Genomic DNA, 24325 nt, shown 5'->3' with positions numbered 1-24325 from the left:
CAATTCTGAGGTGCTAGATAAATTGCACCTGGACGATCTCATAACCCCTGGCGCCGCCGGGGGCGTTGACCTCGATGGCGTCGCCGACTTCCTTGCCGATCAGCGCGCGCGCGATCGGCGAGGAGATCGAAATACGGCCCGATTTCACATCCGCTTCCTGGTCGCCGACAATCTGGTAGGTCTTCTTTTCCTCGGTGTCCTCGTCGACCAGCACCACCGTGGCGCCGAACTTGACCTTGTCGCCGCTAAGCTTGGTGACGTCGATCACCTCGGCCCGAGCAATATAGTCTTCCAGTTCGTTGACACGGCCCTCATTGAGGCTCTGCGCCTCTTTGGCGGCATGATATTCGGCATTTTCGGACAGGTCGCCATGCGAGCGCGCTTCGGAGATCGCCTCGATGATACGCGGCCGCTCTTGCTGCTGGCGCCAGCGCAGTTCTTCCTTCAATGACGCGAACCCCTCGCCTGTCATCGGGACCTTGTTCATGATGCCTGACCTTTCCTGCCGCCACCCCCGCATTTCGGGGAAAGCCTTGTCGATGGGTATAAAAAGAAAACGGGTCCGGCAGCCTCGGGCTAACGGAACCGTTTCACCGCAATTTTCCCCAATATAGCGATCCTCGCGCGTTTTTCACGCTCAAAAAGCAGGCTTTTTGAAAAATCATGAGCCGACTTGCGCAATTGCCGTCACGGCATGTGCAGCGTGTTGCAGTTGCGACAACAAAAACCGGCTGCGATTGCTCGCAGCCGGCCCAGAGAAGCCGTTGGGGTGGGGTCAGCTTCTCATGAAATGGTAGATCTGTTCGGCCAGCATGCCGTATTCGCGCGAATCCTTGCCCGTCCGCTTCTCGATCTCGGCCAGTTGCGCCTGAGCGCCGGCCAGATCGCCGATCTGCAGATGGGCCTCGCCGAGATATTCGCGCACCAGCGTGTAGTCCGGGTTGATGCGGAGCGCTTCCTCGTAATAGCCGAGGCCGACGGTGACACGGCCGGAATGGCGATGCGAATAGCCGAGATAGTTGAGGATGCGCGGATCCTGCTTGTTGGCGGCAAGGCTGAGCACGGCGATTGCCTCATCATAACGCCCGGCCATGGCCAGGTCGTGACCAGCATCATAGATGTTGTCGTCGTCCAGCATGCCGTACTTCGGCGCGACGCATTTCTGCTTTTTCTTGTCCCAGACCTGCCCCTTCTTGCACTGGGTGGTGGTCTCGGTACCACCGCCACCGCCGCCGGCCGCAAACACCGGAACCGCAAAGAACTGCAGCGCGACAACCGCCGCAGCCGCCTGGATCAACACTCTTTTATGCATCGAAGCCTCCTTGAGGGGATAATGACAAGCTTGAGGGAAAATGACGATAATGAAAAGCTAACGCCGGGATGCAGACTTTTCATCCCGGAAACCCGCAGCCGCCGAAACTATTTGTGCGCCATGCCTAACTTGAATTCGGTCAAAGGCGGGAGCCAAGGATCAGAACATGACGTGACGCGCGCTGCAAATCCGCTATCATTCGGGAAATGATCAGCGGGGTGCCGAGTGCAACAGCGCCGTGAGCGGGAATGGGAGCTATCGATCGGCCCGGACACCGTGCGCCTGTTCATTCTCAAGGCAAAGGGACTGAGTGCTGCCGTCAACGAAGACTATGCCGACGGTGCCGAGCATGAGGTCGAGCTCGATGGTGAATCACATGCCAATCACCACCATGACGGTCTGGCGGAGGAAAGCGCGGAAGACCTCACCGAGGAAGAGCTGCGCGAGCTGATCAACGACCTCAACGTTGACGAAGCGGCCGAGTTGATCGCGCTGGCCTGGGTCGGCCGCGGCGACTATGACGCTGCGGAATGGTCCGATGCGGTTGCCGCCGCGCGCGACCGCGCCAACAAGCGCACGGCGAAATACCTGCTCGGCATGCCGCTTTTGGCCGACTGGCTGGAAGAAGGGCTGGAAGCGATTGGCGCGTAACGGCGTGGTTACCGTTCGTGATGGGCCGCAGGCAACCTCCGGGCGCTCGCGCCGTTGAGGACGATGGGGTCTGTTGTACTTTCCCGAACATGCAGGGTTGCACTGGTCATGGTCGTCACGGCTCTGCTGCTGACGCCCCTGCTGACGCAAGCCGACGCCAAACAGCGCAAGAAGCATTACACGCCGCTGTCACAGCGGTTGGAGCAGTTGTTTTCACCGCGGGTCGACTCGCATCCTAAGCCGCGCAGCAAACACAGCCAGAAGCCCAGGCCACAGCGGCACATCACGCCAAAGCAGGTGGAACAAAAGACCCCGGATAAAGAGCCCTCGCCCGCCGATGTTCCGGTGCAGCCCTCGCGCGTTGTCCCGCTGCCCGAGGCGCGTCCTTCAGAGGCGCCGAAGACCGGCGCGGCACCGATCGAAAAGCAAAAGGCCGAAGGTCCGAACCCCCTTGGCGCGCCCAACCGGTCCAATGACGATCGATTCAACGAAGAAAAGTCCCGTTTTAAAAAGCAGGCGCGGCCCGGACCGTCAGCCCCGAAGCCGTCGACCGATAAGCAAAGCGAGCCCGAGCCGCCGGCCGCGGTGCCGATTCCGACACAAAAGCCAGACACTTCGGAACCTGAAGCTCAGCCGCCGGCCGTTGCTCCGCAACCACCTGAAAAACCCGATGCCGGCGACAAGAAGATGCTGCCCGATGCGCGCTCGGCCGATTTGCCCGATGCAAAAATGCCGGCGGCGGAAGTCGCCTGTCGCGAGCGGCTGACGGCCCTTGGTGTCGAATTCGAGGAGCATAAGGCGGAAAGCAATCCCGACATCGGCTGCTCGATCCCCTATCCCCTGGTGCTGAAGTCGCTCGGAAAATCCATCGCCATCGGCCCCGCGACCGAACTCAACTGCCCGATGGCCGAGGCGGCAGCCCGCTTTGCCGCCGAAATCATACAGCCGGCGGCGAAAGCCGAGTTCGGAGCCGACCTGAAATCGATCAACCAGGCATCGGCCTTTGTTTGCCGGCCGCGCAACGGCACGCGCCATCTGTCGGAACATGCCTTCGGCAACGCGCTCGATATTGCCAGCTTCACGTTGTCGGATGGCAGAAAGATCGAAGTCGGTCCAACGCCGCCCGAGAAGGACGGCGAATTCCTCAATGCGGTGCGCAAGGCCGCCTGCGGACCGTTCAAGACCGTGCTTGGACCGGGCGCGGACCCGGACCATTCCCTGCATTTCCATCTCGATCTCGAACCGCGCCGGAATGGTGGCACTTTCTGCCAGTAATGGCCCTCCAGTGATCGTCATGCCGGTGATGGTCTGGCTGCCGCATTTCGGCCGCAGGCATGAACGGGAACGCTGAGTTTTCCTTTACCCTTGATCGTTAAAATCCCACCGATCAAGGACAGGATTCCGCCCATGGCCGCAATATTTCGCGCCGCGAAGGCAAAAAGCGCAGCGATACTGGCCACCGGTCTTGCGCTGGCCGCCGTTTCGGCTTGCAACACTGGCAGCGTGCTGTCGCTGCAGCCGGCCGTCGATGTCGGCTCGCAGACCGCGGCCGTGCCGCAATATGAAGGCATGCAGAAGCTCGTCCCGTCCAATCCCTATATGACTGCCGCCTATCCGCGCATGGACGAGCCGATGTCGGAGTCGGAGCCGCAGCAGATGCCGGCCAGCGAAACCGATTGCCGTGGCGAGCTGAAGCGGCTTCGCGTCGTCTACACCGATGTCCAGCCGATCCACGAGGGACAGTGCGGCATAGACTGGCCGGTCAAGGTCTCCGCCATCGGCGGCATCCAGATGAAGCCCGCCGCGACATTGACCTGCGACATGGCCGCAAGTTTCGCCGCCTGGACCAGCAACGAACTGGTTCCCTCCGCCCGCTGGCGCTATTTCTCGGGCGTCAAGACCATCCACCAGGGCTCAAGCTATTCCTGCCGCAACATCGCCGGCGAAGGTGTCCTGTCCGAGCACGGCAAGGGCAACGCCCTCGACGTCATGAGCATCGAGCTCAACAACGGCGACGACATCGACGTGCGCAAGCCCGGCCTGTTTGCCTTCCGCACCCGCGGCTTCCTCAACAATGTGCGTGCCGACGGCTGCCAGTATTTCACCACCGTGCTCGGTCCCGGCTACAATTACGATCACCGCAACCATTTCCATTTCGACATCAAGAACCGCAAAAGCGGCTACCGCGCCTGCCGCTAAGGCGTTTCACCGTTCAGAAATCAGTCGGGATTGGCGTTCCTGGTGGAAGCGATGATTTGCTCGGCCACCAGATCCTGAATGCGCCAAAGGTTCCTGTCGCGGATACCGCTCTCTTCCAACTTGCTGACGGTTCGGAACAGGTATTGAGCCGACGAGCCCCAATGCCCGGCAGCCCGCGCCAGCGTGTCGGCAACCTGCTCCAATGGCAGCCGGCCGGCATAGGCCCTGCCGTCTGGCGCGGCGACGAAAGCCAAGGCCCGCAACGGCCCATCCTTGGTCTTGACCTTGATCCAGCATGGCACGTTAGTCGGCGGATTGGCATCGATCTCGCGGCGCATCAACTGGCCAAGTTGCCCGACATGGTCTTCCGCGGGCAGCCGATAGACGATGCCGTTGCAGCTGCCGCCTCGATCGAGCGCCAGCATCAGCGCCGGCAAATCACGGGTTCCGCGCCAACGGGTCAGCGTCAGGCAGAACGAGCGGTGCCATCCTGGCGCCGTGGCCGGGCGCTGCTCGACATGGGCAAATTCGGGGTTCCAGATCAGCGACCCGTAGGCAAAGACCCATAGCGCTTCAGGCCGATGCTCCGACAGAAGTTGCTCGACAAGACTATCGAACTCCGCGTCTGTATGCTCGGTTGTTCCGGGCTCGGGACCCGGATCCGGTTCGACACGCTCGACCCTTGCGACAAGGTCCGCGGTCAATGCCATCGAGCTGCGACCCACCGGCTTCTTATCCATTCCTGCTCACCCCCCGCAAAAACGATGGCCGACGATAGAACGGCTGCTCGCCGCTGGCCATTGATTTCCAGGGTCCGTCAGGCACAGATACCGCACGGATCGAGCCGCTTTCATGAGCCGACGAAGCCTGCAACGACGCGCATTGACCTGGCTCGCCGCTCTTCTGGCGGTCTGGCTGGCCCTCGCCTATGTCGCTGCGCCGGAATTCTGGACGGTTCGCGACCGCGGCTTTCGCACGCGGACTTTCGAGATGGTGACACACACGCCGCAAGGCATTCCGGGCGACCCGATCAATATCGGCCTTGTCGGTACCGAAAAAGAGATGGTCCATGCCTTCGCCATGACCGGATGGGATACGGCCGATGGCGTGACGCTAAAGACCGCGATCGAAATCGGTGAGAGCGTGCTGTTCGACCATCCCTATCCTGACGCCCCGGTCAGCCGGCTGCTGTTCGAAGGCCGGGCCCAGGATCTCGCCTTCGAAAAGCCGGTCGGCGGGAGCGCCGACCGGCGCCATCATGTCCGCTTCTGGCGCAGCGATGCGACCGGCGACGACGGCCGAACGCTCTGGATGGGCTCGGCCAGCTTCGACCGCGGCGTTGGTCTCAGCCACGATACCGGCGCCATCACCCACCATATCGCCCCTGACATCGACGCCGAGCGCGATCTCGTGATCCACGACCTGTCGGCGGCCGGCATGGTGATCTCGGTGAGCGACATCCCGGGCATCGGCGCCACCAGGACCGGACGCAACGGCGGCGGCGATCCCTATTTCACCGACGGCAAGGCTGTTGTCGGGGTGCTCAGGCAATTCCCCTGAACCACTGTCATTTTCCAAAAATCATCGCGGACTATTTTCCTGCGGCCCGCCGCAATGCTATTGAGCCCTGATGCTATACGTCGAAATCGCCACCGTGGTCGTCCTCATCTGTGTGAACGGCCTTCTGTCGATGTCCGAGCTCGCCATCGTGTCGTCGCGCCCGGCGCGGCTCAAGGCGATGATCGACCGGGGCGTCAATGGCGCCGGGCGTGCGCTGACGCTCGGCTCCAATCCCGGCAAATTCCTGTCGTCAGTGCAGATCGGCATCACTCTGGTCGGCGTGCTGTCGGGCGCCTTCTCCGGCGCCACGCTGGGCGACAGGCTGTCGGTGTACCTGGCCTCGACCGGCATGCGCGAAAACATCGCCGATCCGCTCGGCGTCGGCATTGTCGTTGCGATCATCACCTATTTCTCGCTGATCGTCGGCGAACTGGTGCCCAAGCAGATCGCGCTGCGCGATCCCGAGCGTGTTGCGGCCCGCGCGGCGCCTGCGATGACCATCCTCGCCACCGTCTCGGCGCCGCTGGTGTTCCTGCTCGACATTTCCGGCCGCGCCATATTGTGGTTGCTCGGCCAGCGCGGCGAGAGCGAGGAAAAAGTCACCGACGAAGAGATCAAGATGCTGGTCGCCGAGGCCGAGCACCACGGCACCATCGAATCTGACGAGCGGCGCATGATCGCCGGCGTCATGCGGCTCGGCGATCGCGCCGTGCGCGCCGTGATGACGCCGCGCACCGAGGTCGACTGGATCAATTTGCAGTCCGATGAGGGTGCCATCCGCAAGCTCTTGATGGAGACCCAGCATTCGCGCCTGCCGGCCGGCGATGGCGGCGTCGACGTCATGGTTGGCGTTGTTCAGACGCGCGACGTGCTGGCCGCCCTGCTTGCCGGCCGCGCACTCGATCCGCGCAAGCATGTGCGCGCCGCCCCCATCGTCTACGATCAGGCCGACGCGCTGGATGTGCTGCAGAAGCTGAAGGAATCCGACGTGCCGATGGCGCTGGTGCATGACGAATACGGCCATTTCGAAGGGATCGTCACGCCTGCCGACATTCTCGAGGCCATCACCGGCGTCTTCCGGGCCGATACCGACGCCGGCGACGAGGAAAACGCCGTCAAGCGCGAGGACGGCTCATGGCTGCTCGCGGGATACATGCAAGCCGACGAGATGGCTGACGTTCTCGGTATCGACCTGCCGGAAAATCGCGATTACGAGACCGTCGCCGGTTATGTGCTGTCGCACATGCACCATCTGCCGGCGACCGGCGAATGCGTCGACGCGCAAGGCTGGCGTTTCGAGGTCGTCGACCTCGACGGCCGCCGCATCGACAAGCTGATCGCCACCCGGCTGCCCAGCGGCCATCGCGAAGTGGTGCGTTGACGCTCTGCCGTCAAAGCGAATAGCGCCCTCAGACCGCGGCTTCGATCGGTTCGGCAAGCTTCGGATTGGAGCGCGAGGCGATCAGGCAACTGGCCACGATCAGGGCCGCTCCAGCCAGCGTGGTCCAGGTCGCCGCCTCGTCGAAGAACAGCCAGCCAAACACGATCGCCCAGATGAAGGCGGAATACTCCGTCGGGATTAGATATTGCGCTTCGGCCCGCGCGTAGGACCAGCTCATCAGGAACTGGCCGGAGAGCGACAGCGCCGTCACCCCGGCCAGTGGAAGCAAGAGATTGCCCGGCAGGGCAACCGCGAGCCAGGGAGCGGCGGGGAGAAGGACGGCGGCAACGCACAGGTTCTGGAACAGCATGATCTCGACTGGTTTGGCCACCAGCGCCTGCCGCCGCGAGAGGATCAGATTGTAGGCGTAGAACACCGTCGATGCGAGCACCGCCACCGTGCCAAGCAGGGCATCCCCGGTATAGTTCCCTTGCCCGAACTGTCCGGCCATGATGATGACGACGCCGGCGATGCCCGCCAGCGACGCCCAGATCGCCTGGCGCTGTATGCGTTCGCCCAAAAGCAGCGCCGCCAGCAGGAGAGCGAACAGCGGCGCGACGAAACTAAGCCCGATCCCATCCGCTAGCGGCAATCTGGCAAGGCCCCAGAAGAACGACAGCAGAACGATGCCCACGATCACGGCGCGCAGCGCGTGTAGCCGCAGCACGGAAGGCGTGGGAAGGGAACGCGGCCCCGCCGCCCAGGCCGTGCCCGCGACCACGCTCGCAAGCATGCTTCGCCACAGCACCGTGTTGTAGACACCGACGGCGATGACCAGGATTTTCATCGCCGCATCCATGGCGGACAGAAGGAAGATCGCAAGTGCACAGACCAGCACCGGGGTCATGGGGGAAACGACGCCTGACAGGCTGGGTGACTTCACGGGGCATGCTCATGTGATGGATCGCAGCCGGATATATCAGGGGAGGACGGACAGGCCAGATGGCAGGGCCGTGCATATGGCGGTCCAACCGATCTTCGCAGCCCCTCGATTTGAATTCGGTGCGTTGGCAGCGCCTTTCGCTATCGGCCCCAGCCTGCCCTCACCCATGATTGATCCGCTGGAAGAATGGCAAAAGCAGCCAAAGCCTCTATATCGATTGTCATGGATGCATCGAACGAACACGCGCTAAACGACGAGCTTCTCCAAGATATCCAGCGCCTGTCCTTCGAGTATTTTCTCAACGAGGCCAACCCTGCCAACGGCCTGGTCGCCGACCGCAACACGCCAACGTCGCCTGCCAGCATAGCCGCTGTCGGGCTCGCTTTGTCGTCCTATCCCGTCGGTGTCGAGCGCGGTTTCATGACGCGCGATGCCGCAATCGAGCGGACGCTCGCCACGCTTCGCTTCTTCTGGAACGCCCCGCACGGGCCGGAGCCCGATGCCACCGGCTACAAGGGTTTCTACTATCATTTCCTCGACATGAAGACCGGCCGCCGCGTCTGGAATTGCGAACTGTCCACGATCGATACCGCACTTCTGCTTGCCGGTGTTCTGGCTGCCGGCGCTTATTTCGACGAGGACGATGAGCTCGAACTGGAAATCCTCAAGCTTGCCGATGCGCTCTACCGCCGTGCCGACTGGCGCTGGGCGCAGAACGGCGGCGCCACCGTCACCCATGGCTGGCGGCCTGGAAAAGGCTTTCTGCGCTACCGCTGGGAAGGATTTGACGAGGCGCTGATCCTGTACGTTCTGGGTCTCGGTTCGCCGACCCACTCGCTGCCGCCCGAGAGCTACGCGGCCTGGCTGTCCACCTATAAGTGGAAGACAATCTACGGCCGCGAGATGGTCTATGCCGGCCCGCTTTTCATCCACCAGTTCTCGCATATCTGGATCGATTTTCGCGACATCCGCGATGCTTTCATGCAGGGTCACGACAGCGACTATTTCGAAAACAGCCGCCAGGCGACGTATCTGCAGCGCGATTACGCAATCCGCAATCCGAGGGGGTTCGCGGGCTATGGCGAGAATTGCTGGGGCGTCACCGCCAGCGACGGCCCAGGTCCGATCGCGCGGCGAGCCGATGGACGCCGCTTCTTCGGTTATCTCGCCCGCGGCGCACCGTTTGGCCCCGATGACGGCACGCTGTCGCCATGGGCTGCAATCGCCTCCTTGCCTTTTGCGCCGGAAATCGTGCTGCCGGCGCTGCGCCATTTCCACGAGATGGACCTGCGCGACGGCAACCCTTACGGCTTCACCGCGAGCTTCAACCCGACGATCGCTGCCGACGACGGCCGCGCCTGCGGTTGGGTATCGCCGGACCATGTCGGCATCAACCAGGGGCCGATCGCCCTGATGATCGAGAACTACCGGTCCGACTTCCTGTGGCGATTGATGCGCCGCGTGCCGGCCATCACCACAGGACTGCGCCGGGCCGGGTTTTCCAGCGGGTGGCTGTGACAGGCGGCGATCCTTCGCGCGGGATCGTCAAGGCATCAGCGCGACCTTGCCGGTCCGACTCCACCATCCGGCCAAGGGAGCCGAGAGCGCCTCTTCACGTGAATGAAAAAGGGCGGCGCAAACGCCGCCCTTTGGAAAAATCATCGATCCTTGGGAGGATAAGGCTCAGGCCGCCTGGGCTTCGCCGGCAATCGCGTCGGCCTGACGCGCTGCCTTGAGCACGCGGGCCCACCAGGCAACGTCGTTGACCAGCGCCGTGGCAGCCTGGTTCAGATGCTCGATCTCCTCGAGCTTCTTCTCGCCCTGGCGCACCGCCAGGAAATCGCTCCAGGCAATGTGAACGGCGGATTTGACCGGCGCCATCTGCAATTCGACCGCGGCAAGACGCAAATGTTCGACAGCGCGCGAGCCGCCGACGCTGCCATAGCCGACGAAACCGGCCGGCTTCTTGTTCCATTCATTGGCGGCGTAATCGATGGCGTTCTTCAGCACGGCCGTCGGGCCATGATTGTATTCGGCGGCGGTGAAGATGAAGCCGTCGAACTCGGCGACCTTCTTTTGCCAGCGCTGGGCAACTTCGTTCTGCGACGGCGCCCAGGCGGACGAGGCGACCTCGTCGAAGAAGGGCAGCGGCCAGTCGCGCAGGTCGACGGTCTCGACGTCGATGTCGGCATGAGATTTCGCGATCTTGGCGATCCACTGGGCGGGCACATCGGCGAAACGCGCGGCGCGTGTCGAACCGACGACGATGGCGATTTTGGGCTTGGACATGGGGCTCTCCATATATGCAAAAGCTGGTATCGTTTGGATACCGGCGCTATATGAGATACTGACAAATGGCAGCGCAAGGAGGCACCGTTATGTTACTGAGGCACCCGCACAACACCGAAGACTGCCGCGCCGTCTCGGAAATCCTGCAGCGCGTCGGCGACAAATGGACCGTTCTGGTCGTCGGCAAGCTGGGCGGCGGACCGCTGCGTTTCAATGAGTTGCGCGCCGCTGTCGGCGGCATTTCGCAGAAGATGCTGACCACCACCTTGCGCGGTCTTGAGCGCGACGGCTTCGTCACCCGAACCGTGTTCCCGACCATCCCGCCACGCGTCGACTATGAGCTGACGGAGCTCGGCCATGAGCTGCTGGTGCCGGTCGGCGCGCTCGGCGAATGGGCGCGGAAGAACACCTCGCGGGTCCAGGCGGCGCGTGAAAGATTCGATGGCGTGCACGCCTGAAAACCGTTGCCCAGCAATAGTTTACGGATTTTGCCGTCGACGACGCGTACCCGGGTTTAACTGGATCCGCCCTTGCATCGTTGGTCACGCCATCGCGACATAGCTGCAGCGTTTCGTTCGCCGGCGCATCATCATTTTGAGGCTGACGAGGTCTTCCGCTGACGGGCCCTCAGGCCTTTGACGCAGGGTTGCTGCAACACACTGCGCCGCACGTCTCTACCCTTGCAGACCGCTGGGCGGTCCGCTCGTTGCCAACGGTCCGGTCGTGCGTGCAGGCAACGCTTGGAAGCTCTTTCCTGATCTCGGTATAAGCGGTCGTGCCAAGCAGGCAGATCACCGCGACGAGGGCCGCCACGAGCCAGCCGTTCAGCATGTGTTGACGCATTGTCTTCCCTCCGCCGCCCGCAGAATCGGATGTGAAGGCAACCATTGGATGTCGCGCAGCGCATCGCCCGCGCGGGGGATGTTACATAAGCGCAAGCTTGGCAGAATCGACGATGTCAACTTTCGGTTGGAATCGGCTTCGGCTTGCCGTCGCTATCCAGCGCCACCATGACGAAATCGGCGTGGGTGACCTTCTCCATCAGGTCGGAGAGGTAGCGTTGCGCCCAGGCCTCGACCTTGAGCGTCATGGAGGTGCGGCCGACGCGCTCGACATGGGTGTAGATGCACAGCGTGTCGCCGATCTTCATCGCCTTGGCGAAGGACATTTCCTTGACAGCCGCCGTCACCACGCGACCCTTGGCCCGCTCGGCCGCACGGATGCCGCAGGCAAGATCCATCTGCGCCATCACCCAGCCGCCAAAGATGTCGCCGGCCGCATTTGCATCGGCCGGCATGGCGAGCGTACGCAAGGTCAGATCGCCGATCGGCCGTCCGTCCGCGTAATGCACCATCCGAGATTCCCCTGAAGCGATAGCCCTTGATCCCGTAGCGTCATGGACCCAAGAGGTCAACGCGACGGGCGAGGCTCCCGGCGCAATGTCGGTTCCATGGTGGCTTTTCCGACCAGGCGTCTCACGGTCGCTTTTTTCACAAGCCATGCCGGAAGCCGCAGGGGCGCGGCCAAGCCGTCGCGGATAGGCTGCGCTCAGTTTTGCGGAGCCGCCAACACCAATCATGCAGACTTATGACTTCATCATCGTCGGCTCCGGCTCAGCCGGCTCGGTTCTCGCCGACAGGCTGTCGGCTTCCGGCCGTTACTCCGTGCTGGTGCTGGAAGCCGGCGGCAGCGACCGCCGCTTCTATGTCCAGATGCCGCTTGGCTACGGCAAGACTTTCTTCGACCCCGCGGTCAACTGGAACTACAAGCCCGAGCCGGACCCCGGCCTTGCCGGCAATGTCGACCATTGGCCGCGCGGCAAGCTGCTTGGCGGCTCCAGCTCGATCAACGCCATGGTCTGGATCCGTGGCGCGCGCGAGGACTTTGACGACTGGCGCGATGCCGGAAATCCCGGTTGGGGCTATGACGATCTGTTGCCGGGCTTCAAGGCGCTTGAGGACAATGAGGCCGGCGCCGACAGATGGCGCGGCACCGGCGGGCCGATGCATATCACCGACACGACGAACGCCGTCCATCCGCTGACCAGGCGCTACCTCGCAGCCGGCCAGCAGGCTGGGCTGCCGCTCAACCCTGACTTCAACGGCGCCGCCCAGGAAGGCGTCGGCGTCTACCAGATCTCGACCAGGAATGGCCGCCGCATGTCGGCCGCGCGCGCCTTCCTGCGCCCGGCGATGAAGCGCGCGAATGTGCGCGTCGAAGCCAATGCGCTGGCGAGCAGAATCCTGTTCGAGGGCAAGCGAGCTGTCGGCATCGAATATCTGCAGAACGGCGAGACCAAGACGGCGCGGGCCGGCCGCGAAGTCATCCTGTCCGCCGGCTCGATCAACTCGCCGCAGCTCTTGCAACTGTCCGGCGTCGGCCCCTCGTCACTGCTCAAGGGGCTTGGCATCCCGGTCGTCCACGCCAACGAAAATGTCGGCGCGCATCTGCAGGACCATGTCGGCATCAACTATGCCTTCAAGGGAAACGTGCCGACGCTCAACCAAATCCTGCGGCCCTGGTGGGGCAAGCTGCTGGTCGGCATGCAGTATATCCTGACCCGTTCCGGCCCGCTGTCGCTGTCGATGAACCATGGCGGCGGTTTCTTCCGCACCGACCCGGCGTTTTCGCGCCCCAACATGCAGCTTTATTTCCAGGCTTTCTCGACCGTCATCCCGAAGAGCGGCGAGCGCCCGATCCTGACGCCAGATCCGTGGCCGGGCTTTTCCATCGGCCTCTCCAACTGCCGCCCGTCCAGCCGCGGCGAGATCATGATCCGCTCCAGCAATCCGCGTGATTATCCCAGGATCTTCGCCAACGCCTATTCCACCAACGCCGATGTCGACGAGATGCTGGCGGCGGTGAAGTTCGTGCGCAAGATAGCCTCGATGCCCGCCATGGCCGAGATCATCACTGAGGAGGTTTTGCCGGGCCCATCGATCCAGTCGGATGCTGACCTGATCCAGGATTTCAGGAAGCGCTCAGGCACCGTCTATCACCCGGTCTCGACCTGCCGCATGGGGCCGGACGCCGGGGCCGCCGTCGTCGACCCGCGCCTGAAAGTGCACGGGCTCGAAGGTCTGCGCGTCATAGACGCCTCGATATTTCCCGCCAACATCACCGGCAACACCAACGCCGCCTCGGTCATGACCGGATGGAAGGGCGCCGAACTGGTTCTGGAGGACCAAAAATGAAGATCACCGACGTCAAGACCTGGGTAGTCGGCAATCCGCCGCCGGGCATCGGCGGCAAGTATTTCATCTTCGTCAAGCTGACCACCGATGGCGGCGTCGTCGGTTACGGCGAGGCCTACAACGCCACCTTCTCGGCTCACATAACAGCGAAGCTGGTCGAGGACATGGCCGAGCGTTACCTGATCGGCCACGATCCGCATGACATCGAGACCTTCTTCCGCCGCGCCTATTCCTCAGGATTTACCCAGCGCCCCGACGTTACCGGCATGGGCTGTTTCTCGGCGCTGGAAATGGCCTGCTGGGACATTGTCGGCAAGGAAGCCGACAAGCCGGTCTACAAACTGCTCGGCGGCCAGGTGCACGAGACGCTGCGCTCCTACACCTATCTCTATCCGCACACCGGCAGCGTCCATTCGGAAGACGCGCCGGACGGCAGGAACGTCTACAATGACCCCGAATTGGCGGCCGCCTGCGCGCTCGAATATGTCGAGCAGGGGTTCAACGCCGTCAAGCTCGACCCGGCCGGACCTTATACCGCCTTCGACGGCCACCAGCCGCGCCTGATCGACATCGATGTCTCCACCCGCATGGTCAAGGCGATCCGCGAAGCGGTCGGCACCCGCGCCGATATTCTGTTCGGCACGCATGGCCAGTTCACCGCGTCGGGTGCGCTGCGCATGGCACGAGCCATCGAGCCCTACGATCCCTTGTGGTTCGAAGAGCCGGTCCCGCCGGACATGCCCGAAGTGATGGCGCATGTCGCCCGCGGCACCTCGATCCCGATCGCCACCGGCGAGCGGTTGACCACGAAGTTCGAATTCGCTCGCGTGATCGAGAACCGCGCCGCCACCATCCTGCAACCGGACCTTGGCCGCTCAGGCGGCATTCTCGAAACCAAGAAGATCGCCGCCATGGCCGAGGCCTACCACATCCAGATCGCGCCGCACTGCTATTGTGGGCCGATCGTTGGCGCCGCCAACATCCAGCTGGCGGTGACGCTGCCCAATTTCCTCATCCTGGAATCGCTGAAGCAGTGGGACGGCTTCCACGCGACACTGCTCAAGAAGAAGATCGAATGGCAGGACGGCAATGTCATTCCATCGAAGGAGCCGGGCCTCGGCGTCGAGCTGGACGAAGCGGTCTGCGACGCGCATCCCTACACCGGCAAGGACCTGCATTTGCAGATGATGCAAACGCCGCTGATGCCGTGAGCGAACGCTACGCCTTCATCGGCCTTGGCCATCTCGGCGGCAACCTTGCCGCCAGCCTGTTGCGCAACGGTTTTGTCGTCATCGTCTTCGACCGCGACCCCGCCGCCGTCGAGCGCCTCGTGGCGCTCGGCGCCACGGCCGCGACCAGCCCGGCCGAAGCGGCGGCACAGGCCGGCAATGCCATTACTTGCCTGCCCTCGCCCAAGGTCAGCGAAGCGGTGCTGGCGAATGCCGGCGGCCTGCTCGAGGGTCTGCCCAGGGGCGGCTCCTGGATCGAGATGTCGACCAACGGCCGCGACGAGATCCTGCGCCTAGCCGCCCTCGCCGCGGCCAAAGGCATCGAGACGCTGGAGTGCCCGGTCACCGGCGGCGTGCATCTGGCCGCGGTCGGAAAGATCACCGCGCTTGTCGGCGGCGATGCTGCGCTTTACGAGCGCCATCGTCCGGCCATCGAAGCGATGTGCGCAAAGTCGTTCCTGATGGGTCCGGTCGGCTCGGCGGCGGTGATCAAGGTGATCACCAACATGCTGGCCTTCATCCATCTCGTCGCCGCCGGCGAGGCGCTGATGTTGGCCAAGCAAGGCGGCCTCGACCTCGCGCAATCCTACCACGCCATCGTCGCCTCCTCCGGCAACAGCTTCGTCCATGAGACCGAAAGCCAGCTCATCCTCAACGGCTCCTACGACATTGGCTTCACCATGGACCTGGCACTGAAGGACCTCGGCTTTGCGCTTGCGATGGGCAGAGAGTTCAGACTGCCACTCCAACTGGCGCCGCTTGTGAGTGAGATTTTCCTGATGGGCAAACAGGAATATGGCGGCGGCGCCTGGTCGACCCAGATCGTCAAACTGCTCGAGGATGCCGTCGACATGGATCTGCGCGCGCCCGGTTTCCCAGCCAAGCTGGAAAGCTAAGCCGGGTAAATATGTCCTGCGATTTCAGGCCTTTGGCCGGTTCGCCGGAATCGCCGCTCAAACCACCTGAATCAATCCCTCAACGCCTTGATTCAATATCTCAGCGTCAGCGCTCCGGGCAGGATCTCAAACGTCGCGGGTATACGCCCCGGCGACTCGCCATCTATGTCGACCAGCGCGCCGTTCTTCTCGACATCGCCGATAGGTTCGACCACCACTTTCCGGCCACGCAATATGGTGATGGCCGGATGGTTGCGGTGCCGGCCGCCATAGAGCAGCCGAATATCCCAGATCAGCTTCAGCTTGCCGGCCGCGCGCAGGATGACGATGTCGAACTGGCCGTCGGCGAGTTCGGCGTCCGGGGCGATCATCATGCCGCCGCCGAAGAACTTTCCGTTGGCGACCGCCACCAGCGCCATGCGCGCCTCGACCGGGGTGCCATCGTCGACGGTGATCCTGACGTCCTGGAAGCGGTAGCGGATGAACTCGACCACGGTGCGCCAGAAAAACAGCGCCTTGGCCGACATCCTGCCCTTGCGCTTGTCGGCATTGACCGCACGGTCCGTGGCGCCGGATAGGCCGAGGCTGGCGATATTGATGAAGTGCCGGCTGGCCAGCGCGCCATGGTCGTCGATGTAGCAGATGCGCCCTGCATCGACCTTGCGCGCCTTGGCTTCGGCGATCCGCTTCAGCACCGCATCCACCTCTTTCGGCAGCCCGAGCCCGCGCGCGAAATCGATGCCGGTGCCGCAAGGCAGCAAGGCAAGTTCGGTTGTCCGGCCGCTCTCATCGAAAGCCTGCAGCAATCCGTCGGCCACTTCGCTGGCGGTGCCGTCGCCGCCGGCCGCGATCACCAGCTCGAAGCCGCTTGCCGCGAGGTCGAGCGCCAGCCTTTCGGCGTCGCCCTCGGCCTGCGTCTCGCGCAGCTCGAATTCGCCGAAATGCTTTTTCAGCGAAGCAGCCACCTCCGGCCAATGCCGTTTCAGCCGGCCGCCGCCGGCAATCGGATTGAGCACCACCCCGACTTTCAATGCGCACCCTCCCCGCACCGAGCCGATAGGCTCGATGCTTTGCCTGCATTGAAGCCCGCGCCAGCCGGCGGAGCAAGGGGCACAGCCGATCAGGCGCCAAAAAGCGGGCGGGCTGTCTAATGCAGCTGGAGTCGAAATTCCGAGCTTTGTGGCAAACCGTCCCCGATAATCCCGTTATCCACAGGCTCACGCCCATTCCCCAAAACCCTTACCCGGCGTAAGTTTAACTCATCTCAGGCGGCTACCGATCGCCACGCCGAAAGGCAAAGCGAAAAGGCGGATTTCCTGAGGCCCGTACGGCCCGAAGCGAGAGCAGGCTTGCTTGTTCGAGGGACGGATGCCGAGACCTACGGGGCCGCGGAAAGCGTGCGAACGCCAACGGCGGACCGATGCTGCCATGAAGGACGGCGAAAACCTTCGATGGCGCGCCGAACGAAGCTCGCAAGGGTGGAGAACGGCGTGGTCTGGAACGGGCACTGCCCTCGGGCGGTGACTGGCAGGACCGTCAAAATCAAGGCCGGCATGGCGCGACGACTTTACGGAAGTTGCTGCCGCGACCGTGTCCTGATCTGACAGGGAGGCGCTGGGAGAAATCCCGGCGCCGACTGTCTTTTGGGCCAAGGGTCCGGTCGGCGAAGCGACGCGTAAGAAGCCGATACTTTGCTGGAACGCGATTTCGGCGCTGACGGCACCACTTCATCACCAGGCGCGGTCAGCAATTCACCGACATGATCCCGCGCCTGATCGACAGAGGCGTGTCCTTCGTCGAGATCGGTGGCAACGACGCGATCATCCTCACCGTGTTTCGGCGGCGGACTTCGCTCCGCCCAAAGGCTCCCGCACGCCGTTCAGCCAACCGGTTCCGATCGATCCGGCCACCCGTCGCACCGGCTGATCGTCGCCGTGCGCAAGCTGCACATCGTGCTGCCGGCGCTGTTCGAAGCAGGCGCCAGGCTGGAACACCTCTCCGACTGAAGACGCGCCCTGCACGCGGCCTGCCCGGCGGGCCGAGCTACTTCTTCGGGCCGATGCCCGGGATCAAATTGAGGCCAGCGTTTATATATTCCGGCCGTATGGCGCCGCTGATGAGCGTGAAGGTGGCGAGCATGATGCTGGCCAGCGCACCGTCATGCCATGGCCTGAGGGCCAGCGCGTTGACGGCATAGGCCCAGAATGGGAAGGCGAGCATCGACATGACGATGTTGGCTCCCGGAGCCTCCGCATTGTCGGCTGAATCGCTGACCGATTTCAGATACACCGGCGTCATCGCCAGCGCGACGATCAACATGATCCATGAAATGGTCCAGACGCTGATACCGGCCATTTCAATCTTATAGATGGCTGCCTGCACCTTACCCGGAATGTCCCCCGGATCGCCTTTGGTCTCTTCCGCCACCGCATCGGTCAACGCCTTGGCAACCGGCTGCTCAGTGGCATTGACCAGGATGGAGTTGACGAAGATGAAAAATGCCACGACTTCGGCAGGCACGTACTTCGCAACCCGGTCGAGATAGCCGTCGCCGCCTTTCGATCCTTGATCTTCTTGCTTGTCATCGTCGACGCCGAGCGGAGCATCGCCTGGAATGCCCTCGAGCGTTGAATCCCTTTTCGGCACAGGCTCGGCGGACCGGACAATTCTTCCCATGACAAACCCCTCCTATATTGTTGTATCGCCCCGTGAGTATCGTAGTAGAAAACCGGGCCAAGAAACAGTTGTCGCGGCCATAGCCGACAAGATTTATTCAGGCTTCTTCCTGCAAATGCATCACGCTCCCGCCCTATCTGCTACCGGGTGTCTCGAAATCCACCTATAGTGAGCCGTACCCGAAAAACGCATCCCCCGGCTCATCGCGTGATCGCGGCCAAAATCCCGCCTTGTTCGCGCGCGATGGAAGGACTGGCTGCCGGGGGGCAATCCGAAGGACAAGACCGTGATCAAGACCGCCCTTGTCGCCATGACCATTGTCGGCTGCGACTGCGACGCCAAGCTTTGCGAATATATCGGCGAGACGCCGGCGAAGTGGGCGACTATCGCCGACTGCGAAGCGGCGATGAAAAGCCAGATGCTGCACCAGAAGAACTTCGACTATCCGCTGGTCTCTGGCATCTGCCGCAGCAAGGGGTCGGCGTCTTCTTCGCAACTGGCGGCGGCCGCATCCCGCCCGGAACTGAAGCCGGCCAGCCGGAATGTCCAAACCCCGTTGCCGCCGGAACTGAGCCATCGGCCGAGCGTTCCCGTCGGCTCCCCGACGACGGCCATGGAGGCAGCAGCGGTACGGCCCGTCGCCTACGAGCAAGTGGTCGATGGCGGAACAGGCGTGCTCTACCGCACCAGGAACGGCTACGCCGTGGTCAAGACAGATCTCGGCCGCGTCGCGTCGGCAACGGTCGGCATTGCCAAGCGGTCCGCGAACTGGCTGGCGGGGCTGGTGCCGAGCGGGTTGTGAGCGGCCTGCCGTTCGGACCATACCACGCTGTCGCACTGCCGTTGAAAACTCCAGATAGATGCATGATGGTGTCAGGCATCGACACGCAGGAGCGCCATTTCATGAAGCATGCAGTTCGAACCGTGCTGTCCCTGGTGCTGGCCTTGGCGCCGATTCCGGCCGGTGCGCAGGATTCCGGCCAGGGCGGCGACAAGGTTGTAGGCGTCGCCAGGGACGATCCGGACATGGCGGCGGCCATTGCGCAGGCGCGCGCCAGCCTCGATGAATTCCTGTCCTTGTCGGATGCGCCGCCAGCCGGGACAACCAGCTACAAATTGAAAGTCGAGGTCAGGGACGGAGACGCCTCGGAGCATTTCTGGATCATCCCCTTCCACAAGACCGCGACCGGCTTTGCAGGAACATTGGCCAATGAGCCGCAAGCGGTGCACAATGTCGTGGCCGGCCAGGAACTCGAATTCAACCGGGACGATATTTCCGACTGGGGCTACACCAGAAACGGTCGCCAGGTAGGCAGCTTCACCGTCTGCGTGATGTTCAAGACGATGGCGCAAGAAGACGTCGAATATTATCGCCAGAACTACGGCTTCGACTGCTGAGGCGCGGCGACATGAAAGGGGCTGAATATCCCGGCGAAAAATGGAACGTCGTATCGGCGGCCGATGCCGGATGGAACGTCGATCTCCTCGCCGAGGCGAAAGCAGCGGCACGGCAATTTGGTTCGATAGCGTCTGTGGCCATCCATCGCGGATCTGTCGTCGCATCCAGCGGTTCGGCCTCGAAAAAAGTCGTCATCCGCTCGGTCCGCAAAAGCCTGCTGAGCGCTCTAATCGGCATCGAGGTCAAGCGCGGACGCATTCGTCTGGACAACACGCTGGGCGAGCTCGGCATCGATGATGTCGCGCCGTCGTTGAGCGAAGCCGAAAAGCAGGCAACAGTCGGCGATCTCATCAAGGCTCGGTCCGGGATTTACCACCCGGCGCTCGCCGAATCCGAACAGATGAAAGCCGACCGGCCCGTCCGCGGCAGCCACCCCAGGGACAGCCACTGGTATTACAACAATTGGGACTTCAACGCCCTTGGCACCATCTATGAGAGGGCAACCGGCCGCTCCGTTTTTGACGGCTTCCATGCCGACATCGCCGTCCCGCTCGGCATGCAGGATTTTCACCCTGACGACGGCGCGTATTTGCGCGGCCCCGAATCGGAGCACCCCGCCTATCATTTTCGCATGACCGCGCGCGATCTTGCCCGATTCGGCCTTCTGTACCTGCGCAAAGGCAGCTGGCGCGGCACGGAGATCGTGCCGCGGGCGTGGATCGAAGACAGCACAAAGGCTTATTCGATCACTCCAGACGGAAGCGGCTATGGTTACATGTGGTGGACGACCGGCCGTGATGGCGAAGCCCAGTCCGAAGCCACCGTTCTTCGCAATGCGGATTTGCCCAGGGTTCGCTATTTCGCCCATGGCGGTTTCGGTCAGATGATCGGCGTCTTGCCGGCAGCCGAACTGGTAGTCGTCAACCTCGCGGTCAGCCGCTCCAGATCCGCCGAGGAGCAGCGCAGGCTCGGCGATATTGTCCGCCTTGTCGCGAGAGCCGCACCCGGATGAATGGCGGCTTGTTGCAATCGGGAACTGCCTAGCTTGCGGCCGCCTCGCCATCCGTCGCGCCGATCTTGCGCACCAGCGCCGCGGTCGCCAGGATCGCGCCCATATCGGCGATCATCGGGGCGATGTGCTTGGTGTAATCGAGTGGCACGGAAATGGCGGGCAGTTCGAAGAAATTCTTCGGCTGCGGCAAGAGCAGGAAACCATCGCTGCCATTAAGTGCCACCCGCGCCGGATCATCGCGCCATGTCTCGTGCAGCCATTTCAGCGCCTGCGCCAACCGGCCGCTCACCAGCGGCTGCGCGGCGGCGACATTGTCGGTGCGAAATTCGTAGTCGCCGTCGAGCAGCGGATCGCCGCTGGACAGTTCCTGCATCTTGCCGGCGAAGATGCCGCGGAAGAAACCGACCACCGCGTTGCTGCGGCGCGTCGCGACCAATATGCCGGGGAACGGCGCGATCGTCTCGAACGCAACGATGACGCCCTTGAAGACCGTCGACGAGCCTTTGCCCGAACCTTGGCGCAACTCCGCCTCGTAGAGCTCGAACGGAAAATCCTCGTAGCGGCCTGACACGATGTCGTCGAAGCTCTGCCGGTTGAAGGCGCCGACCACGGCGCGCGGCAGCCGGTCGAAGGAATTCGGCGTCACGCTGTGCTGATAGCGCACATCCCTGATGAAGCCGAAGATGATCGGCAGCAGCGTGTCACGGAACGATTGCTGCAGCCGCGTCGCCGGCCTGATCGCCAGGAAGTACAGCAGCAGCGCCGCGAAGAAACCGCCGGCATAGAGGAACACATGCGGCGTCGAGAACCATTGCTCGTTCAAGTCGGCGACCTTGTTGAACAGCCAGGCCACCAGCACGACAAAAACCAGCAGCAGCCCCAGAAACACCGGCACCCGCCAGCGCACCTGGCGGCAGGCCGAAGCCCGTCCAGCCTCATAGATCTCGATATTCTTCCTGATGCCGGCGACCACCGCTTCATCAGGCATGAACTCAGCTGCTTCCATCGCCCCCTCGCAAAGTCCTATTATACCTATGATAACGGGAAAGTTGTCAGTCGCCAAAGATCGCCTTCAGCCTGGCCTGGACCTTGCCCTTCACCCGGCCAGTCAGCGCCTCGACCGGAACCAGCCGCTCATGCCCGCCTGCGCGCAGCCGCATGAAGGGATGCATCCGGTACCCGGCGATCGCACCGCGCATGAGATCGGCGCTGACATCGACGACGAAAATGCCGGCGATGCGGCCGGGCCAGGGCTGCCGCGCCAGCGCCGTGCCGAGGAAGTCGCCAAGCCCGTAAGCCACGAGCGTCTTGCCGACCCATTGCACCGGCTGCACGACATGGGCGTGGTGCCCGGCAATCAGCCCGACGCCGTGACCGGCCAGCACCCTCGCCAGCATTTGCGTTTGCGGCTGCGGAAAATGCCGGAACTCCCAGTCCCAGTGCGGCACCGCACAGGTGAGATCGATGTTCTTGTCGGCCGCGCCTCTCGGCCATGCCGCCGGATCGCCTTGCATCGAGACAAGCTCGGTGAATGGCCCGGCGTCACCATTGCGCCACAGTGTGAAGGCGGCAAAGCCGATCGTCAGCGGCCCGGCCTTGACCTGCTCCACCGGTCCTTTTTTCGCGGTGCCGATGGTGCGGATTCCAAGCCGCTTCAACGCCGCAACCGTCTCGTCGAAACCGGCGACGCCCTGGTCGAGCACATGGTTGTTGGCCAGCGACAGCACGAGCCTTTCGCGCGCGATGCCTACGGCGGCAAGCGCCGCGGCAAGAAACCGCTCGCTCATCGCATGGTGAGTGCCAAGCCGCGTGCCAAACGCCACGCTCGGCCGCTCGACGACCGGACTTTCGCAATTGCCGATCACCAGATCGGCTGAGCCCAAGAGCTTTGCGATCTCCGGATCGCACTCCGGCGCACTATGGTTGGCCACCGCCGAAATATCGCCGACAAAGGCCAGCCGCACCTTGCGCCTTGGCGGTGGATCGATGAGTGTCGTTGCCGCGATCGGCGCAAAATCCCTGACATCGCCGCCGAGAGACGGTTTCAGGAAGCGCGGCAGCCATGACAGTTTGTAGGAAAGCGGATAATTCGACACGCGACGCCCAATCGTTTGCCCAATCGGTTAGCTTGTGTAGACGGTCTGCCCGGGAAGTGTCGACCGTCAGTCCTTGAAACACTGCCGCCGGCAGACACGGCGCCAAATGCGTGTAATGTCTGCGCATCGCATAGTGGAGGGATGAGATGACACGTTTTGCAGGCCTGCTGGCGTCCGCCCTCCTCCTGTTGCTGCCTTTATCTTCGGCCCGCGCCGCCGCGCCCGAAGCGGCAACCGCTTTGTTCGAGGCCAAAACGGTGACCGAGCGCAACGCCGCGCTTACCACGCTCGAGGCTGCAGCCCAGGGCGATCCGGCGTCAGCCTATGCCGCCGGCGCCGGCGAATTCTTCACCGCGCTGGAAATCCTCGCCGGCGGTCTGCACCGCCACGGGTTCGAAAGCCCGCAATCCTTCATGCTGCCGCTGATGCGGCTGCCGATTCCGGACAGTCCCAATCCCGAACCGCTGACCTATGAGCAGTTCCGCGCCATTCTGGTCGCCTTCCGCGACCGGCTGGAGACATCCGCGGCCACTCTGGGCTCGGTACCCGCCGATGCCGATATCGGCATGGTCGTCGACCTCACCCATGCCGGCATCGATCTCAACGAAGACGGTGCCATCGCGCCGGATGAAAGCATGGCCGCGATCATGGCCTCGCTGTCGCGCGGCGGTATCTCGTCGGACGGCGCCGCTCCCTCGCTCACATTCCGCTTCGACCGGGCCGACGGTTTCTGGCTGCAGGGCTATGCCGAATTCCTGATGGCGCAGGCCGATTTCTGGCTGGCGCATGATTTCAGGACCATGTTCGACGGCTCGTTCCACATGCTGTTCCCGCACGCCAAACTGCCGCTGCAGGACGTTCTGGTGCCTCCCGCCGGGGACATGGGCAGCAGCATCTTCTCATCGGAATGGCGCATCGCGGATTTCATCTCCATGGTTCACCTCGTCAACTGGCCGGTGGTCGAGCCCGAGCGACGTCAAGCGGCGCGCCGCCATCTGCTCGAAATGATCCGGCTGTCGCGCCAGGACTGGAAGGCGATCCGCGCCGAGACCGACAATGACCGCGAATGGCTACCGGGACCGCAGCAGAAGGGCGAGAACCCGCTCACCGGGCTCGAAGTCGGCGAGGAGCAGGTCGAGGCCTGGCTCGCCACTCTGACCATGGCCGAAGACCTTTTGGAAGGCCGCAAGCTGCTGCCGCATTTCCGCATCACGGCCAGCACCGGCCAGGGCATCAACATGAAGCGTTTCTTCGAAGAACCGAAGCCTTTCGACCTAGTGCTGTCGATTACCGGCCCGGCCATCGCGCCCTACCTCGAGAGCGGTGAGATCGTGACCAGCGGCGAGTTCGACCAGATCCAGCGTCAGTTCGGTGGCGGTGGGTTTTTGACCTTCGCGCTGTGGTTCAATTGAGCAGGTGGCCCGGCTTTGCGTGACACAGCTCCTGACACCCTTGTGTCAGGAGCTTCGACCCGCTTAGTGTCCCTTG

General features: G+C 63.0%; 25 protein-coding genes. 15 read left to right on the top strand and 10 right to left on the bottom strand.

Annotation, left to right across the window (positions count from 1 at the left end; all coding sequences use genetic code 11):
- Window positions 1-13 precede the first annotated feature (13 nt).
- A complete protein-coding gene (greA, locus tag NKL06_RS25040; protein ID WP_023683753.1) occupies window positions 14-487 on the bottom strand; it encodes a transcription elongation factor GreA in 474 nt (157 codons plus the stop codon).
- Between the two features lie 288 nt (window positions 488-775).
- On the bottom strand, window positions 776-1312 hold the full coding sequence (locus NKL06_RS25035) for a tetratricopeptide repeat protein (RefSeq protein ID WP_023689712.1): 537 nt from the start codon (window positions 1310-1312) through the stop codon (window positions 776-778).
- A 225-nt stretch (window positions 1313-1537) separates the two neighbouring features.
- Between NKL06_RS25035 and NKL06_RS25030 the strand changes: the two genes are divergently transcribed.
- The 3 genes from NKL06_RS25030 to NKL06_RS25020 all read left to right on the top strand — a co-directional run bounded on the left by NKL06_RS25030 (window position 1538) and on the right by NKL06_RS25020 (window position 4162).
- Window positions 1538-1963 carry a DUF3775 domain-containing protein gene (locus NKL06_RS25030; RefSeq protein ID WP_023683751.1) on the top strand — a complete coding sequence of 142 codons (426 nt, stop codon included), beginning with the start codon at window positions 1538-1540 and terminating at the stop codon, window positions 1961-1963.
- 102 nt (window positions 1964-2065) lie between these two features.
- Window positions 2066-3238 (top strand): extensin-like domain-containing protein, encoded by a 1173-nt coding sequence (locus NKL06_RS25025; protein WP_502903791.1) that lies wholly within the window; start codon window positions 2066-2068, stop codon window positions 3236-3238.
- Between the two features lie 132 nt (window positions 3239-3370).
- Window positions 3371-4162: an extensin-like domain-containing protein gene (locus tag NKL06_RS25020; RefSeq protein ID WP_023691548.1), complete on the top strand. Its 792-nt coding sequence runs from the start codon at window positions 3371-3373 to the stop codon at window positions 4160-4162.
- Between the two features lie 20 nt (window positions 4163-4182).
- On the opposite strand, the gene NKL06_RS25015 is transcribed toward NKL06_RS25020, so the two are convergent.
- Window positions 4183-4902, bottom strand: coding sequence for a gamma-glutamylcyclotransferase (locus NKL06_RS25015; RefSeq protein WP_023691549.1), 720 nt, complete (start codon window positions 4900-4902; stop codon window positions 4183-4185).
- A 112-nt stretch (window positions 4903-5014) separates the two neighbouring features.
- Between NKL06_RS25015 and NKL06_RS25010 the strand changes: the two genes are divergently transcribed.
- On the top strand, window positions 5015-5722 hold the full coding sequence (locus tag NKL06_RS25010; protein WP_023807273.1) for an LssY C-terminal domain-containing protein: 708 nt from the start codon (window positions 5015-5017) through the stop codon (window positions 5720-5722).
- A 70-nt stretch (window positions 5723-5792) separates the two neighbouring features.
- Complete coding sequence (locus NKL06_RS25005) at window positions 5793-7103, top strand: hemolysin family protein (RefSeq protein ID WP_023683747.1); 1311 nt, start codon at window positions 5793-5795, stop codon at window positions 7101-7103.
- A gap of 28 nt (window positions 7104-7131) precedes the next feature.
- Here the strand turns inward: NKL06_RS25005 and NKL06_RS25000 are convergent, their stop codons facing one another.
- Entirely contained in the window at window positions 7132-8010 is an 879-nt protein-coding gene (locus NKL06_RS25000; protein WP_050587011.1) for a DMT family transporter, read from the bottom strand.
- Window positions 8011-8268: 258 nt separating this feature from the next.
- On the opposite strand from NKL06_RS25000, the gene NKL06_RS24995 reads away from it, so the two are divergent.
- The gene (locus tag NKL06_RS24995) at window positions 8269-9564 is read left to right on the top strand and encodes a glucoamylase family protein (RefSeq protein ID WP_023691551.1); all 1296 of its coding nucleotides are present in this window, start codon (window positions 8269-8271) and stop codon (window positions 9562-9564) included.
- A 165-nt stretch (window positions 9565-9729) separates the two neighbouring features.
- Here the strand turns inward: NKL06_RS24995 and NKL06_RS24990 are convergent, their stop codons facing one another.
- Window positions 9730-10335: an NADPH-dependent FMN reductase gene (locus tag NKL06_RS24990; protein ID WP_023671992.1), complete on the bottom strand. Its 606-nt coding sequence runs from the start codon at window positions 10333-10335 to the stop codon at window positions 9730-9732.
- Between the two features lie 89 nt (window positions 10336-10424).
- Between NKL06_RS24990 and NKL06_RS24985 the strand changes: the two genes are divergently transcribed.
- Entirely contained in the window at window positions 10425-10793 is a 369-nt protein-coding gene (locus tag NKL06_RS24985) for a winged helix-turn-helix transcriptional regulator (protein WP_023683744.1), read from the top strand.
- Between the two features lie 500 nt (window positions 10794-11293).
- On the opposite strand, the gene NKL06_RS24980 is transcribed toward NKL06_RS24985, so the two are convergent.
- Window positions 11294-11689, bottom strand: coding sequence for an acyl-CoA thioesterase (locus NKL06_RS24980; RefSeq protein WP_023671995.1), 396 nt, complete (start codon window positions 11687-11689; stop codon window positions 11294-11296).
- Between the two features lie 223 nt (window positions 11690-11912).
- On the opposite strand from NKL06_RS24980, the gene NKL06_RS24975 reads away from it, so the two are divergent.
- The 3 genes from NKL06_RS24975 to NKL06_RS24965 are packed head-to-tail and all read left to right on the top strand — an operon-like array spanning window position 11913 to window position 15654.
- A complete protein-coding gene (locus NKL06_RS24975) occupies window positions 11913-13529 on the top strand; it encodes a GMC family oxidoreductase (protein ID WP_023691552.1) in 1617 nt (538 codons plus the stop codon).
- Window positions 13526-14740 carry a mandelate racemase/muconate lactonizing enzyme family protein gene (locus NKL06_RS24970; RefSeq protein ID WP_023691553.1) on the top strand — a complete coding sequence of 405 codons (1215 nt, stop codon included), beginning with the start codon at window positions 13526-13528 and terminating at the stop codon, window positions 14738-14740. Before NKL06_RS24975 ends, NKL06_RS24970 begins: the two co-directional genes overlap by 4 nt.
- Window positions 14737-15654, top strand: coding sequence for an NAD(P)-dependent oxidoreductase (locus NKL06_RS24965; RefSeq protein ID WP_023683741.1), 918 nt, complete (start codon window positions 14737-14739; stop codon window positions 15652-15654). Before NKL06_RS24970 ends, NKL06_RS24965 begins: the two co-directional genes overlap by 4 nt.
- A gap of 92 nt (window positions 15655-15746) precedes the next feature.
- Here the strand turns inward: NKL06_RS24965 and NKL06_RS24960 are convergent, their stop codons facing one another.
- Window positions 15747-16685: a diacylglycerol/lipid kinase family protein gene (locus tag NKL06_RS24960; RefSeq protein ID WP_023683740.1), complete on the bottom strand. Its 939-nt coding sequence runs from the start codon at window positions 16683-16685 to the stop codon at window positions 15747-15749.
- A gap of 774 nt (window positions 16686-17459) precedes the next feature.
- Between NKL06_RS24960 and NKL06_RS24955 the strand changes: the two genes are divergently transcribed.
- Window positions 17460-17660, top strand: coding sequence for a hypothetical protein (locus tag NKL06_RS24955; protein ID WP_023672000.1), 201 nt, complete (start codon window positions 17460-17462; stop codon window positions 17658-17660).
- A gap of 37 nt (window positions 17661-17697) precedes the next feature.
- On the opposite strand, the gene NKL06_RS24950 is transcribed toward NKL06_RS24955, so the two are convergent.
- On the bottom strand, window positions 17698-18330 hold the full coding sequence (locus NKL06_RS24950; protein WP_023807272.1) for a hypothetical protein: 633 nt from the start codon (window positions 18328-18330) through the stop codon (window positions 17698-17700).
- Window positions 18331-18616: 286 nt separating this feature from the next.
- Between NKL06_RS24950 and NKL06_RS24945 the strand changes: the two genes are divergently transcribed.
- The 3 genes from NKL06_RS24945 (at window position 18617) to NKL06_RS24935 (ending at window position 20741) form a co-directional block, all read left to right on the top strand.
- Window positions 18617-19132: a hypothetical protein gene (locus NKL06_RS24945; RefSeq protein ID WP_023672002.1), complete on the top strand. Its 516-nt coding sequence runs from the start codon at window positions 18617-18619 to the stop codon at window positions 19130-19132.
- 101 nt (window positions 19133-19233) lie between these two features.
- Window positions 19234-19728, top strand: a complete 495-nt coding sequence (locus tag NKL06_RS24940; RefSeq protein ID WP_023691555.1) for a YegJ family protein — start codon at window positions 19234-19236, stop codon at window positions 19726-19728.
- An 11-nt stretch (window positions 19729-19739) separates the two neighbouring features.
- Window positions 19740-20741 (top strand): serine hydrolase domain-containing protein, encoded by a 1002-nt coding sequence (locus NKL06_RS24935; RefSeq protein WP_023691556.1) that lies wholly within the window; start codon window positions 19740-19742, stop codon window positions 20739-20741.
- A 28-nt stretch (window positions 20742-20769) separates the two neighbouring features.
- Here NKL06_RS24935 and NKL06_RS24930 read toward each other — a convergent pair whose 3' ends face one another.
- Entirely contained in the window at window positions 20770-21747 is a 978-nt protein-coding gene (locus NKL06_RS24930; RefSeq protein ID WP_023691557.1) for a DUF3137 domain-containing protein, read from the bottom strand.
- A gap of 46 nt (window positions 21748-21793) precedes the next feature.
- Window positions 21794-22837 carry a CapA family protein gene (locus NKL06_RS24925; RefSeq protein ID WP_031198259.1) on the bottom strand — a complete coding sequence of 348 codons (1044 nt, stop codon included), beginning with the start codon at window positions 22835-22837 and terminating at the stop codon, window positions 21794-21796.
- 146 nt (window positions 22838-22983) lie between these two features.
- Between NKL06_RS24925 and NKL06_RS24920 the strand changes: the two genes are divergently transcribed.
- Window positions 22984-24249, top strand: coding sequence for a hypothetical protein (locus NKL06_RS24920; RefSeq protein WP_023691559.1), 1266 nt, complete (start codon window positions 22984-22986; stop codon window positions 24247-24249).
- Window positions 24250-24325: the final 76 nt, after the last annotated feature.

Origin of the sequence: Mesorhizobium sp. C268A, from assembly GCF_040324475.1 — a bacterium.
GTDB lineage: Bacteria > Pseudomonadota > Alphaproteobacteria > Rhizobiales > Rhizobiaceae > Mesorhizobium.
This window is presented reverse-complemented; position numbering and strand designations above follow the sequence as displayed.

Excerpts from the sequence above, each read along its gene's own strand:
- NKL06_RS25015 (WP_023691549.1), bottom strand. The coding sequence starts at position 4,902 with ATGGATAAGAAGCCGGTGGGTCGCAGCTCGATGGCATTGACCGCGGAC.
- NKL06_RS24940 (WP_023691555.1), top strand. The coding sequence starts at position 19,234 with ATGAAGCATGCAGTTCGAACCGTGCTGTCCCTGGTGCTGGCCTTGGCG.
- NKL06_RS25035 (WP_023689712.1), bottom strand. The coding sequence starts at position 1,312 with ATGCATAAAAGAGTGTTGATCCAGGCGGCTGCGGCGGTTGTCGCGCTG.
- NKL06_RS24930 (WP_023691557.1), bottom strand. The coding sequence starts at position 21,747 with ATGGAAGCAGCTGAGTTCATGCCTGATGAAGCGGTGGTCGCCGGCATC.
- NKL06_RS24985 (WP_023683744.1), top strand. The coding sequence starts at position 10,425 with ATGTTACTGAGGCACCCGCACAACACCGAAGACTGCCGCGCCGTCTCG.
- NKL06_RS24995 (WP_023691551.1), top strand. The coding sequence starts at position 8,269 with ATGGATGCATCGAACGAACACGCGCTAAACGACGAGCTTCTCCAAGAT.
- NKL06_RS24990 (WP_023671992.1), bottom strand. The coding sequence starts at position 10,335 with ATGTCCAAGCCCAAAATCGCCATCGTCGTCGGTTCGACACGCGCCGCG.
- NKL06_RS24970 (WP_023691553.1), top strand. The coding sequence starts at position 13,526 with ATGAAGATCACCGACGTCAAGACCTGGGTAGTCGGCAATCCGCCGCCG.
- NKL06_RS24920 (WP_023691559.1), top strand. The coding sequence starts at position 22,984 with ATGACACGTTTTGCAGGCCTGCTGGCGTCCGCCCTCCTCCTGTTGCTG.
- NKL06_RS25005 (WP_023683747.1), top strand. The coding sequence starts at position 5,793 with ATGCTATACGTCGAAATCGCCACCGTGGTCGTCCTCATCTGTGTGAAC.
- NKL06_RS24975 (WP_023691552.1), top strand. The coding sequence starts at position 11,913 with ATGCAGACTTATGACTTCATCATCGTCGGCTCCGGCTCAGCCGGCTCG.
- NKL06_RS24935 (WP_023691556.1), top strand. The coding sequence starts at position 19,740 with ATGAAAGGGGCTGAATATCCCGGCGAAAAATGGAACGTCGTATCGGCG.
- NKL06_RS25020 (WP_023691548.1), top strand. The coding sequence starts at position 3,371 with ATGGCCGCAATATTTCGCGCCGCGAAGGCAAAAAGCGCAGCGATACTG.
- greA (WP_023683753.1), bottom strand. The coding sequence starts at position 487 with ATGAACAAGGTCCCGATGACAGGCGAGGGGTTCGCGTCATTGAAGGAA.
- NKL06_RS25010 (WP_023807273.1), top strand. The coding sequence starts at position 5,015 with ATGAGCCGACGAAGCCTGCAACGACGCGCATTGACCTGGCTCGCCGCT.
- NKL06_RS24980 (WP_023671995.1), bottom strand. The coding sequence starts at position 11,689 with ATGGTGCATTACGCGGACGGACGGCCGATCGGCGATCTGACCTTGCGT.
- NKL06_RS24950 (WP_023807272.1), bottom strand. The coding sequence starts at position 18,330 with ATGGGAAGAATTGTCCGGTCCGCCGAGCCTGTGCCGAAAAGGGATTCA.
- NKL06_RS25000 (WP_050587011.1), bottom strand. The coding sequence starts at position 8,010 with ATGACCCCGGTGCTGGTCTGTGCACTTGCGATCTTCCTTCTGTCCGCC.